This is a genomic window from Candidatus Streptomyces philanthi, from assembly GCF_059553635.1.
Genome location: NZ_JCANQV010000161.1, coordinates 1 through 13,717 on the forward strand (window position 1 = coordinate 1; position 13,717 = coordinate 13,717).

The 13,717-nt window shown below is 73.9% G+C and carries 2 protein-coding genes; both read right to left on the reverse strand.

The genetic code is table 11. The features are described 5' to 3' along the window. A partial coding sequence (locus AC51EU_RS19000; RefSeq protein ID WP_496268187.1) for an amino acid adenylation domain-containing protein occupies positions 1–6,993 on the reverse strand: 6,993 nt, incomplete at its 3' end. A 2-nt stretch (positions 6,994–6,995) separates the two neighbouring features. Beyond that, a complete protein-coding gene (locus AC51EU_RS19005) occupies positions 6,996–13,670 on the reverse strand; it encodes an amino acid adenylation domain-containing protein (protein WP_496268188.1) in 6,675 nt (2,224 codons plus the stop codon). Between the last annotated feature and the right edge of the window lie 47 nt (positions 13,671–13,717).

Sequence of the window (13,717 nt, forward strand, 5' to 3'; positions counted from 1 at the left end):
ACCGTGATAACCACGCGCCAAACCCACACCCGCGACATACAACTCACCCGCCACACCCACAGGCACCACACGCAACGCACCATCCAGCACAAACACCCGGGTATTGACGACAGGTGTGCCGATCGCGATGGCGGTGGCCCCGGGGTCGTACGTCCACAAGGTGGCGTCGACGGTGGTTTCGCTCGGGCCGTAGGAGTTGTGGATCAGGCGGCCCTCGGACCAGCGCTGGAGCAGATCCGGGGTGGATGCCTCGCCGGCGACGATCACCGCCATGCCGGCGGGGACCTCGTCGCGGGACATGACCGCCAGGGCGGCCGGCGGGATGGTCGCATGGGTGACCCGCTGTTCGGTGAGCAGCCGCTCCAGCGGTCCGCCCGGTGTGCGCTCCTCCTCCGTCGCCATGACGAGGGTCGCGCCCGTGAGCAGGCCCATGCAGAATTCCCAGACCGAGGTGTCGAAGCTCGTCGAGGCGAACTGGAGCACCCGGCTGCCGGCGCCCACGCCGAGGCCGCGCCTCTCGGTCTCGGCGAGGCTGGCGATGCCGGCGTGCGAGACCAGAACGCCCTTGGGGCGGCCGGTGGAGCCCGAGGTGTAGATGACGTAGGCGGGGTGGGCGAGGCGCAGGGGCGCGGCGCGGTCCGCGTCGGTCGGGTCGGTCTGTGCCTGGGCGGCCAGTTCCGCCCGGACGGTGTCGTCGTCGAGCAGCAGGCGTCCCGTGCCGTCGGGGACGGGCAGCCGGTCCGTCGTGGCCCGGTCGGTGAGGACCAGGGCGGGCCGGGCGTCGTCGAGCATGTGACGGATGCGGTCGGCGGGGTAGTCGGGGTCGATGCTGAGGTAGGCGGCGCCGGACTTGAGGACGGCGAGCAGTGCCACGACCAGTTCGGCGGAGCGGGGCAGGGCGAAGGCCACGATCCGCTCCGGGCCGGCTCCGCGCGCGATCAGGGCGTGGGCCAGGCGGTTGGCGCGTGCGTTGAGTTCGCGGTAGCCGAGCTCCTGTCCGCCGACGACGAGGGCGGGTGCCTCGCCGCGCTCGGCCACCCGCGTCTCGAAGAGTGCGGGGTAGCTCTGCCGCGGTACGTCCGTCGTGGTGGCGTTGTGGGCGGCGAGCCGTTCGCGTTCCTCGTCGGAGAGGAGGTCGAGACGGGCGAGGGGCAGGGCGGGGGTGGCCGCCACGGCGGCGAACAGCTCGCGCAGGCGGCCGAGCAGCCACTCCGCGGTCTTCCGGTCGACGCTGTCCGGCCGGAACTCCAGCCGCAGGTGGATCGGGGTGCCGGGGATGACGATCAGGCTCAGCGGGTAGTGCGTCGCGTTGTGGCCCTCGACGCCGCGTACGGTCAGGCCGCCGACACGGGTGCGCAGGGCCGCCGGGTCGACGGGGTAGCTCTCCAGCACCGTGGTGGTGTCGAAGAGGTCTCCGAGGCCGGCCGCGCGCTGGATCTCGGCGAGGCCGATGTGGTGGTGGTCGATGAGCCGGCTCTGCTCCCGCTGGACCCGGGCGACCAGGTCCAGCAGGGTCTCGGCCGGGTCGAGTCGCACCCGTACGGGCAGGGTGTTGATGAACAGGCCGACCATCGACTCGACGCCGGGCAGCTCCGGCGGGCGGCCGGCGACCGTGCCGCCGAACACCACGTCGTCCCGCCCGGTCAGCGAGCCGAGCAGCAGCGCCCAGGCGCTCTGGACGACGGAGTTCATGGTCAGGCCGCGCTTGCGGAGTGCGTCGGTGAGGCGGGTGCCGAGGTCCTCGGGGAGGGCGACGGTCACCGTCTCGGGGGCCACCGGCTCGCTGTCGCGGTCGGCGGGGGCGAGCAGGGTCGGCTCCTCCAGGCCGGACAGGGCCTCGCGCCATGCCCGGTCCGTCGCGGCGCGGTCGCGTGCGGACAGCCAGGCCAGGTAGTCGCGGTACGGCGCGACGCGGGGCAGGCCGGTGGCGTCGCCCGCGGTGAGGTAGAGCTGGAGGAGTTCCTTGACCAGCAGGGGCAGCGACCAGCCGTCGAGCAGGATGTGGTGCGCGGTGAGGACGAACCGGAAGCGGTCCTCGCCGAGGCGTACCAGGGTGAAGCGCAGCAGCGGCGGTACCGACAGGTCGAAGCGGCGCGCACGGTCGTCGGCGAGGATGCGCAGGGTCTCGGCGGCGTGCTGGTCCTCGGGGGTGCCGGTGAGGTCGTGTTCCTGCCACGGCACCTCGACGTCGGCGGACACCACCTGGACGGGGTGGTCCAGGCCGGTGTGCACGAAGGCGGAACGCAGCGTGGCGTGACGGCCCGTCAGGGTGCGGACGGCCGCGCGCATGGCCTGCGTGTCGAAGGGGCCCTCCAGGTCGAAGGCGAGCTGCACGGTGTAGACGTCCAGCCCGTCCTGCTCGTAGAGGGAGTGGAACAGCAGTCCTTCCTGGAGCGGGGAGAGCGGCAGGATGTCCTCGACGCGGTGGGGGCCGCCCTCCAGGGTGTCGATCTGCTGCTGGGTCACGGAGACCAGGGGCAGGTCGGAGGGGGTGAGGCCGCCGGCTCCGGGTGCGGCGGCGGTGCGGGCGAGGCGTTCCAGGGCGCGGATCCAGCCGTCGGCGAGGGCGTGGACGTCGTCCTCGTCGAGGAGGCCGTCGGGCCAGGACCAGGTGGCGGTGAGGGTGGAGCCGTCGGCGGCGTCCAGGGTGCGCGCGTTGATGTTGAGGGCGTGCGGCATCGGCATGGAGTCGTCGCCGCCGAGGGCCTCGGCCTCGGGCGCGGGCGCCCAGTCGGTGTCCTGGGTCGTGCCGGCGGCGGGGAACCTGCCGAGGTAGTTGAAGCCGATCTGCGGCTTGGGCGCGTCGGCGAGGCGCGCGGCGGAGTCGGGGTGCAGGTAGCGGAGCAGGCCGTAGCCGATGCCGTTGTCGGGCAGTGCCCGCAGCTGCTCCTTGACGCGCTTGAGGGCGGTGCCGAGGTCGCCGGTCAGGTCGCCCGCGTCGAGTGCGGCCGGGTACATGCTGGTGAACCAGCCGACCGTGCGGGACAGGTCGGCACCTTCCACGATGTCCTCGCGGCCGTGGCCCTCCAGGTCGACGAGGACGCGGGAGCCGTTCCCGCGCCGCTCCGCGACGGCGACGGCCAGGGCGGTGAGGAGGACGTCGTTGATGTGGGCGTGGTACGCGGCGGGGACCGTCCGCAGGACGGCGGAGGTGGCGTCGGCGGGCAGCGTCACGGTGAGGTGCCGGGCGTTCGCCATGGTGTCGCGGGCCGGGTCGAAGGCGCGGGTGGTGAGCGGGGTGTCCGCGCTGTGCGCCACCTCGTGCCACAGGTCCAGTTCACCGGTGCGGCGTTCCGCCTCCTCGGTGAGGGCCAGTGCCCAGGCGCGCAGCGGGGTGCCGACCGGGTCGAGTTCCGGTGCGCGGCCGCCGGCGGCCGCCTCGTAGGCCGCCCGCAGGTCGGGCAGCAGGATGCGCCAGGACACTCCGTCGACGACGAGGTGGTGGACGGCGAGCAGCAGCCGTCCGGGCCGCTCGGGTCCCGCGTCGAACCACACGGCGCGCACCATGGTGCCGTTCTCGGGGGCGAGGCCGGCCACCGCTTCCGTGCCGTGGCGGCGGACGGCGGCGCGCAGGGCGTCGTCGTCGAGGCCGCGTACGTCGACGCGGCGCAGGCAGCGGTCCGCGTCGACGGTGCCGGGCGCGGGGATGTCGAGGGACCAGGCGCCGCCGTCGCGGACGAGCCGGGCGCGGAGGGCGTCGTGGTGGTCGAGGAGGGCGCGCAGCGCGGTGGTGAGGTGTGCCGGGTCGGTCCCGGCGGGCAGGCGCAGCAGCGCGGTCTGGTGGAAGCCGTCGACGGGGCCGCCCTGTTCGGCGAGCCAGCGCACGATCGGGGTGGCGGGGACGGTGCCGGTGGCCGCCGGGCGTTCCGGGGTGGTGTCGTCCTGCTGCCGTACGGCCGCGTCGATGCGGGCGGCCAGTGCCTCCGGGGTGCGGTGTTCGAAGATCTCGCGCGGGGTGAGGGTCAGTCCGGCCTTGCGGGCGCGGGAGACGAGCTGGATCGACATGATGCTGTCGCCGCCGAGGTCGAAGAAGCTGTCCTCGGCGCCGGTCTCGCGCAGTCCCAGGACGTCGGCGAAGAGGCGGCACAGGGTCGCCTCGGTCTCCGTCTTCGGCGGCCGGCTGCCGGAGGCGGACGTGAAGTCGGGGGCGGGCAGGGCCTTGCGGTCCAGCTTGCCGTTGGGCATCAGCGGCAGTTCGCCGAGGGTGACGAAGGCCGCGGGCACCATGTACTCGGGCAGTGAGGCGGCGATGTGGGCCCGCAGTTCGGTGCCGTCGGCGGGTCCCACGGTGTAGGCGACGAGGCGCTTGAGGCCGGGCTGGTCCTCCCGGGCGACGACGGCGGCCTGCCGTACGCCGTCGTGGCGGGCCAGTACGGTCTCGATCTCGCCGAGTTCGATGCGGAAGCCGCGGACCTTGACCTGGTCGTCGGCGCGGCCGACGAACTCCAGGTCGCCGTCGGCGGTGCGGCGGACGAGGTCGCCGGTGCGGTACATCCGCGTGCCCGGCGCGTCGAACGGGCAGGCCACGAACCGTTCGGCCGTCAGGCCCGGCCGGTCCAGGTAGCCACGCGCGGTTCCGGCGCCGGCGATGTACAGCTCGCCGGGCACGCCCTCGGGGACGGGGCGCAGGGCGCCGTCGAGGACGTAGACGGTGGTGCCGGTGACGGGCCGGCCGATCGGCGGGATGCCACCGTCGGCGGTCAGCGGGCCGCTGGTGGTGGCCATCACCGTGGACTCGGTGGGGCCGTACGCGTTGACCATGCGCCGCCCCGGGGCCCAGCGCCGCACCAGGTCGGCGGAGCAGGCGTCACCGCCGACGATCAGGGTCGAGAAGTGCGGCAGGTCGACCGGCGGGACGCTCGCCAGCGCGGCGGGCGGGACGAGGGCGTGGGTGACGCGGCGCCGCTCCAGCACGTCCGCCAGGGCCTCCTCGGCGAGGGGGCCGGGCGGGGGGACGACGAGTGCGGCGCCGGTCGTCAGCGCGGTGCACAGGTCGAGCACCGACGCGTCGAAGCTCGGTGACGCCGCCATCAGCACCCGGCCCCCGGCGCTGACGGCGAACCGCTCGATCAGCGCGGCGCGGAACGCGGCGAGTCCGGCGTGCGGGACGACGACGCCCTTGGGGCGGCCCGTGGAGCCCGAGGTGTAGATCACGTAGGCGGGGTGGGCGGGCCGCAGCGGGGCCGTACGGTCCTGGTCGTCCGGGTCCGTGCCGTCGGCCCGGTCCAGCTCCGCCGCCGTGTCCGGGTCGTCCGTGACCAGGAGCGGCACCTCGGCGGGCGCCGTGAGGCCGGCGGCCACCTCCCGCACGGTGACGACGAGCCGGGGCCGGGAGTCGTTCAGCATGTAGGCGACGCGTTCGGCCGGGTAGTCCGGGTCGACCGGGACGTAGGCGGCGCCGGCCTTGGTGACGGCCAGGGTGGCGACGGCCATCTCCACGGAGCGGCGCAGCGGCAGCGCCACCACGTCCTCCGGGCCGATGCCGCGCGCGATCAGCAGCCGGGCGAGCCGGTTGGCCCGGTCGTTCAGCCCGGCGTACGAGAGGGTGCCGTGTTCCCCGACGAGGGCGTCGGCCTCGGGTGCCCGCGCCACCTGGGCCTCGAACAGCGCGGGCAGGGTGAGCGCCTTCGGCGCGGGGGTGCCGGCGCCCATGGTGAGCAGCCGGAGTCGTTCGTCGGCGCCGAGCGCGTCGATGCGGCCCAGGAGCTGGTGCGGTTCCTCGGCGAGGGTGGTGAACAGGGCCCGCAGCCGCTCGGCGAGTCCGCGCACGGCGTCGGCGTCGAGGACGTCGGGGCGGTAGCTCAGCCGCAGGGTGAGGGACTTTCCGGGGAGGCCGGCGAGGGTGAGGGGGTAGTGCGTGGCGTCCCGCCCGTGCACATCGCGTACCCGCACGCCGCCGATCTCGGCGCGCGTCGCGCTCGCGTCCATCGGGTAGTTCTCGAACACGGCGACGGTGTCGAAGAGTTCCCCGACCCCGAGCTGCCGCTGGACGCGGGCGAGGCTGATGTGCTGGTACGGCATCAGTTCGGCCTGCTGTTCCTGGAGCCGGCCCAGGGTGTCCAGCAGGGAAGCGGCGGGGTCGAGCCGCACCCGTACCGGCAGGGTGTTGATGAACAGGCCCACCATGCGCTCGATGCCGTCGATCTCCGGCGGGCGGCCGGAGACCGCGCCGCCGATCACGACCTCGTCCCGGCCGGTGAGCCGGCCGAGCAGCAGGCCCCACACGCCCTGGAGCAGGGTGTTCATGGTCAGGCCGTGCCGGCGGGCGAGGTCCCCGAGCTGCTCGGTGGTCCGCTCGGGCAGTTCCAGGAGGTACTGCTCCTGCCCCACGGGGGTGCGGCCCGCCTCGCCCGCCGGGGCGAGCAGCGCCGGTTCGTCGACGCCGGCCAGCGCGTCCCGCCAGGCGGCCTCGGCCCGGGAGCGGTCCTGCTTCGCCAGCCAGACGAAGTACTTCTTGTACGGGGTGACCGGCGGCAGCGCGCTGTCGTCGCCCGCGCTCTCGTAGAGCCGGAACAGCTCACCGAGCAGCACCGGCATCGACCAGCCGTCCAGCAGCAGATGGTGATGGGTGAGGATCAGCCGGAACCGGTCGGCGCCGAGGCGTACGAGGGTGAAGCGCAGCAGCGGCGGCTTGGAGGGGATGAAGCGGCGGGTGCGGTCGGCGGCCATCAGCTCGTCGAGCGCGCGGCGGCGGTCCTCCTCCGGCAGGTCGGTGAGGTCGATGTCCTCCCAGGGCAGGGGGAGTTCGCGCGGGATGATCTGTACGGGGTTGTTCAGCTTCTCGTGGAGGAAGCCGGCGCGCAGGTTGGCGTGGCGGCGCAGCAGGGTCCGCACGGCGGCGCGCATGGCGTCGGCGTCGAACGGTCCCTCCAGGTCGAAGGCCAGCTGCACGGTGTAGACGTCCAGCGCCTGCTCGTCGTACAGCGCGTGGAAGAGAAGGCCCTCCTGCAGAGGCGAAAGCGGCAGTACGTCCTCAAGTCCAGGCTTGCTCATTCTCACAGTCCCCATTCCGCGTCCAGCTGGTCGATGTCGTCCTGGGAGAGCGACACCAGGTCAAGGTCTGAGGGGGTGTGCCCCCCGGCTTCCGGGTCTTCGGCGTGGCGGGTCAGGGCCTCCAGCGCCCGGAACCAGTTCCCGGCCAGTGCGCGCACCTCGTGCTCGGGCAGCAGTGCGGCGGGCCAGGACCAGGTGGCGGTCAGTGTGGGACCGTCCGCCTCGTCCACGGTTTGCGCGTTGATGTCCACCGCGTGGGCGGCGGGGGTGTGCGCGGCGGCATGGGTGCCGGACAGCGCGTCGGACTCGGGCGCCACGGCCCAGTCGGTTCCGGTGGTGTCGGTGGTGGCGGCGAAACGGCCGAGGTAGTTGAAACCGACCTGCGGCCGCACGGCACCCGCCAGCTGGGCGGACGACTCCTCGTCCAGATACCGCAGCAAGCCGTAACCGAGGCCGTTGTCCGGCAGCGAACGCAACCGCTCCTTGACGTACTTCAAGACCGTCCCCGCCTCGGGACCACCGGACAGGGCGTCCGCGACGTCCATGCCCTCCAGGTCCAGACGCACGGGATAGAGGCTGGTGAACCAACCGACCGTCCGCGACAGGTCGACACCCTCGAAGCAGTCCTCACGGCCATGCCCCTCCAGATCCAGCAGCAGACCACCGCCACCAGACCGGCCACGGCTGCGGCGCCAGTCCGCCACCGCCAACGCCAGACCGGCCAGCAGCACATCGTTCACACCCGCGTGGTACACGGCCGGAACCCGCGTCAGCACCGCATCCGTGACATCCGACGGAAGCCGCAACGTCACATGACGCAACGTCCCCGTCAGATCCCTTCGAGGATCGAAAGCCACCTCCGTCAACGGAACATCCGGCCCCTGGGCCATCTCCCGCCACAACGAAAGCTCCGACCGCCGGCCGGGCGCCTCCTCCACCAGACGACGCGCCCACGACCGCAACGACGTCCCCGTCGCCTGAAGCACAGGAACACCACCCGCGGCCACGGCCTCCCACGCCACCCTCAGATCCGGCAGCAGAATCCGCCACGACACACCATCAACCACCAGATGATGCAGAACCAGCAGAAGACGACCCGGCCGAACCCCACCCGCGTCGAACCACACCGCACGCACCATCACCCCGTTCTCGGGAACGAGGCGCGCGCGCTCGGCGAGCGTCTCGGTGCGCAGGGCCTCCCGCAGGTCGGCGCCGTCGAGGCCGCCGGCCTCCACCCGCCGCAGCAGGTTCTCGGCGCGTACGCCGCCGGGTTCGCCGATGTGCAGGGACGCGTGGTCGTCGCGTCGTACGAGGCGGGCGCGCAGGGCGTCGTGGTGGTCCAGGACGGCCTGGAGCGCGGCGGTCAGGTCGTCCTGCCGCATGCCCGCCGGGACCTGGAGCACGGTGGCCTGGTTGACGCTCGCGGAGCCGTCCCCGCGCTGGAGGAGGCGGTGCATGATGGGCGTCAGCGGCACCTCGCCGATGCCCGCGTCCGGGGCCTCACCGGCGGCCGGTGCGGCACGGCGCGCGACCTGGGCGAGGGCTTCCACGGTCTTGTGCTGGAAGACCTCCTTGGGCGTGATCTCCCAACCGGCCTTGCGGGCCGCGGCGACAAGTTGGATGGAGACGATGCTGTCGCCGCCCAGCTCGAAGAAGCTGTCGCCGACGCCGACGGTCTCCAGATCCAGCGCCCCGGCGAACAGCGCGCACAGCGCCTCCTCGGCCGGGGTGCGCGGCGCCCGGCCGGAGACGGCCGCGCCGAAGTCCGGTGCGGGCAGGGCCCGGTGGTCGACCTTGCCGTTACGGGTGAGGGGCAGCCGCTCCAGCGGGACGATCGCCGCGGGCACCATGTAGTCGGGCAGCGCGTCGGACACGTACCGGCGCAGTGCGGCCGGGTCGGTGTCACGGCCGTCGCGCGGTACGACGTAGGCGACGGCCCTCCGGTTGCCGGGGCGGTCCTCGCGGACGACGACCACGCAGCGGGCGACGGCGGGGTGCGCGGCGAAAGCGGCCTCGATCTCGCCGAGTTCGATGCGGAAGCCGCGGATCTTGACCTGGTGGTCGGCGCGCCCGACGAACTCCAGCTCACCGTCCGCGCGCCACCGCACCAGGTCGCCGGTCCGGTACATCCGCTCGCCCGGCCCGCCGTAGGGGCAGGCCACGAAGCGTTCCGCGGACAGCCCGGGACGTCCCAGGTAGCCGCGCGCCAGTCCGGTGCCCGCGAGGTACAGCTCGCCGGTCACTCCCGGCGGGACCGGCCGCAGCCCCTCGTCCAGCACATATGTACGGGTGTTGGGCAGGGGGTGGCCGATCGGCAGCGGGCCGGAGGGAAGGTCGTCGGTCGGGCGCACCCGGTACTCGGTGGCGCTGATCGTCGTTTCGGTGGGGCCGTAGGAGTTGATGACGGTGGCCGTGCCGTAGCGGTGGCGCCGCGCGGCGATGTCCTCGCCGCGCAGGGCCTCGCCGCCCAGGACGAGTTCGGCGGTGGGCGCGAGGGCGTCCGGGAGTTCGTCCAGCAGGGCGAGGTGGCTGGGGGTGGCCTTGAGGAAGGCGCAGCGGTCCGCGCCCGAGGGGGCGTACTCCTCCAGCGGGCCGACCCACACCGTGCCGCCCGCGAGGAGCGGCACCCACAGGGTGGTGGCCGACAGGTCGAAGGAGATCGGCGAGTGCAGCACGGCCGTGCCCCGCGCGCCGTCGTACGCCGTGGTCGCCCAGGCCAGGTAGTCGCCGAGGGAACGGTGCTCGATCACGACGCCCTTGGGGCGGCCGGTCGATCCCGAGGTGTAGATGACGTACGCGGGGTGGCGCGGCGTCAGCGGCCGGACGCGGTCGCCGTCGTCGAGCGCGTCGTCCCGGTGGCGGGCGAGCAGCGCCGTGGTGTCCGGGTGGTCGAGCGCCAGGGCCGGCACGCCTGCCGGCAGGCCCTTCGCGACCGCCGTGGTGGTGAGCACCAGGCGGGGCGCGGCGTCGTCGAGCATGTAGGCGATGCGGTCGGCCGGGTACTCGGGGTCGATCGGCAGGTAGGCGGCGCCCGCCTTGAGGACGGCGAGGGGGGCGGTGACCGTGTCCGTGCTGTGGGGCAGGACGACGGCGACCCGGTCCTCGGGGCCGATGCCGCGGCCGGCGAGCAGCCGGGCCAGCCGGTTGGCGCGCGCGTCCAGTTCGGCGTAGCCGAGCCGGGTGCCGCCGCTGACGACGGCGGTGTGCTCCGGGGCGGCGGCCGCGCGCTCCGCGAACCGCTGGACGAGGGTGGTGTCCGGGGTCGGTTCCGCGGTGTGGTTCCAGTCCGTGAGGACCCGCCGCCGTTCGTCCGGCTCCAGGACGTCGAGGCCGGTGATCGGCGCGTCGGGCGCCGCCACCGCCTGGTCGAGCAGGGCGGTCAGCCGGCGGCCCAGGGCCTCGGCCGTGCTCCGGTCGAACAGCTCGGTGCTGTACTGGACGATGCCCTCGATGCCCTCGGGAAGGCCGTCCGCCGTCCGTCGCTCGCCGATGTTGAACGAGAGGTCGAACTTGGCGGTGGTGACGCCGACATGGTGCGGCCGGGCGGTGAGCCGGGCGAATTCCAGTCGCGGCTCGGGGGCGTTCTGGAAGTCCAGCATGACCTGGAAGAGGGGGTGCCGGGCGAGGGAGCGGGCGGGGTTGAGGACCTCCACCAGCCGCTCGAACGGCACGTCCTGGTGCGCGTAGGCCGCCAGGTCGGTGGTACGGACCCGCTCCAGCAGCTCACGGAACGTGGGGTCGCCGGACGTGTCGGTCCGCAGGACCAGCGAGTTGACGAAGAAGCCGACCAGGTCGTCGAGGGCGTCGTCGGTACGGCCGGCGACGGCGGTACCGATCGGGATGTCGGTGCCCGCGCCGAGCCGGGTCAGCAGCGCCGCGAGCCCGGCCTGTACGACCATGAACATGCTGGTGCCGCTCTGCCGGGACAGGGCGTCCAACCGGGCGTGCAGGTCGGCGCCGAGCCGGAACGGCACGACGTCGCCGTGGTGCCCGGAGACCGCCGGACGCCGCCGGTCGGTGGGCAGGTCCAGCTCCTCCGGCAGGTCGTCCAGGGCGTCCCGCCAGTGGGCTACCTGCCGCGCCGCCAGGCTGGCGGGGTCACTCTCGTCCCCGAGCAGGTCCCGCTGCCACAGGGTGTAGTCCGCGTAGCTCACGGGAAGCGGCGGCCGTTCGGGGGCGCCACCGGAGCGGCGGGCCTCGTAGGCGGCGGCCAGGTCGCGGGCGAGCGGGGTCACCGACCAGCCGTCACCGGCGATGTGGTGCAGGAGCATCAGCAGGACGTGCTCGTCATCGCCGAGGGCGAACAGGGTGGCCCTGAACGGCATCTCCGTCCGCAGGTCGAACCCGTCCGCGGAGGCGCGGGCGAGGGCGTCGTCCAACTCCGCCTCGTCCACGGTGACCACCGGCATCGCGGGCACGGCCGCCTCCGTGTCGAGCACCGCCTGCCACGGAGTGCCGTCCTGCTCGGGGAAGACGGTGCGCAGCGGCTCGTGCCGTGCGACCAGGTCCGCGAGCGCGGCGCGCAGCGCGTCGCGGTCCAGGGGGCCCGTGAGCCGCAGGGCGAGCGGCATGTTGTACGTGGCGCCGCCGTCCTCGAAGCGGTTGAGGAACCACAGCCGGCGCTGGGCGAAGGAGAGCGGGATCTCGGCGGGGCGCCGGGCCGCCACGGTCAGCTTCGGCCGCTCCGGCGCGGTGGCCACCCCGGTCAGGCATACGGCCAGTCCGGCGACGGTGGGGTGCTCGAAGAGGGTACGGATGGTGACCTCGGCGCCCAGGACCGTACGGATACGGCTGGTGAGCCGGGTGGCGAGGAGGGAGTGGCCGCCCAGGTCGAAGAAGCTGTCGTCGATGGTGACGCGGTCGGTGCCCAGCACCTCGGCGAAGAGCGCGCACAGCGCCTCCTCGGCCGGGGTGCGCGGGGCGCGGCCCTCGGGTGCCTCCTGGGCGGGGGCGGGCAGCGCGGCCCGGTCGACCTTCCCGTTGGCGGTCAGCGGCAGCGCGTCGAGGACGACGAGCGCGCCGGGAACCATGTAGTCGGGCAGCGCGGCCTTCAGCCGCTCGCGCACCGCACCGGTGTCGAGGTCGCCGTCGGCCACCAGGTAGCCGACGATGCGCTTGTCGCCGGGGCGGTCCTCGCGGACCATGGCGGCGGCCTGCGCCACCTCCGGGTTCCGGGCCAGCTCCGTCTCGATCTCGCCGAGTTCGATACGGAAACCACGGACCTTGACCTGGTCGTCGGCGCGGCCCAGGAACTCGACCGTGCCCTCCCTGGTCCACCGCACCAGGTCACCGGTGCGGTACATACGGGCGCCCTCGGCGCCGTACGGGCAGGCCACGAACCGCTCGGCCGTCAGGCCGGGCCGCTTCCAGTAGCCGCGTGCCACACCCGCGCCCGCCACGTACAGCTCGCCGGGGGTGCCGGGCGGCACCGGGCGCAGGCCCTCGTCCAGGACGTAGACGCGCATGTTGTCCAGGGGGCGGCCGATCGGCACCGTCTCCGGGAGGGGCTGTGCCGCGGGCATCCGGTGGCAGGTCGCGAAGGTCGTGGTCTCGGTCGGGCCGTACCCGTCGACGACGGTGAGGCCGGGGACGTGCGCGCGCAGGCGCCGCACGGACGCGGCCGGGACGACGTCGCCGCCCGTCCACACCTCGCGGACCCCGGCCAGCAGGCGCGGGGACTCGTCGGCGACCAGGCGGAACAGGCCGGCGGTGAGCCACAGCGCGGTCACCCGGTGCGCGGCGACGGTGTCACCGAGGGTGGTGAGTTCCAGGTCCCCGGGCGGGGCGAGGACGGCGGTGCCGCCGTTGAGGAGCGGGGTCCACCACTCGTAGGTCGACGCGTCGAACGCCTGCGGGGAGTGCACCAGCACCCGCTCGTGCGCGCCGCCGGCGAAGTTCCGGTCGGTGGCCAGGGCGACGACATCGGCGTGGGTGACGGCGACGCCCTTGGGGGTGCCCGTGGTGCCGGACGTGAACATGAGGTACGCCAGCTGGTCCGGCGCGGTCGTCACGGCGGGCGGCGCGTCGGGGCCGTGGTCCGTCTCGCCGGCCCGCAACGTGGGCACGCCGGGGCCGAAGTCCACACCGTCGAAGGCGGCGTCGGTCAGGACGAGGGCGGCGTCGGTCTCCCGCACGATCCAGCGCATCCGCTCGGCCGGGTACCGGATGTCCAGCGGCACATACACCGCGCCCGCCTTGAGCACGGCCAGCAGCGAGACCGCGAGGTCGAGCGAGCGGTCCTGGGCGAGGACGACCCGGGACTCCGGGCCGGCCCCGAGGGCGAGCAGACGGTGGGCGAGCCGGTCGGAGCGGGCGTCGAGCTCCGCGTACGACAGCCGGTCCGTACCGAGGACGACGGCGGGGGCGTCCGGGGTCCGCCCGGCCTGGAGCCGGAACGCGTCGGCGACGGAACGGGCGGGAAGGGGCCGCTCGGTGGCGTTCCACTCCACGAGGACGCGCTGCCGCTCGTCCGCGGCGAGCACGGGAAGCGCGGTGAGCCGGTCGTCGGGCCGGTGGACGGCGGCGGACAGCAGCCGTTCGAGACGGGTGAGCAGGGCCTCGACGGTGCTGCCGTCGAAGAGGTCCGTGCTGTAGATGACGATGCCTTCGAGGCCGCCGTCACCGTCGCACTCCCGGAACTCGACCGACAGGTCGAACTTCGCGGTGTCGATGCCCATCCACTCCTGCCGGGCCTCGACGCCCGCCAGACGCGGTGTCGCCCTGC

Excerpts from the sequence above, each read along its gene's own strand:
- AC51EU_RS19005 (WP_496268188.1), bottom strand. The coding sequence starts at position 13,670 with ATGGGCATCGACACCGCGAAGTTCGACCTGTCGGTCGAGTTCCGGGAG.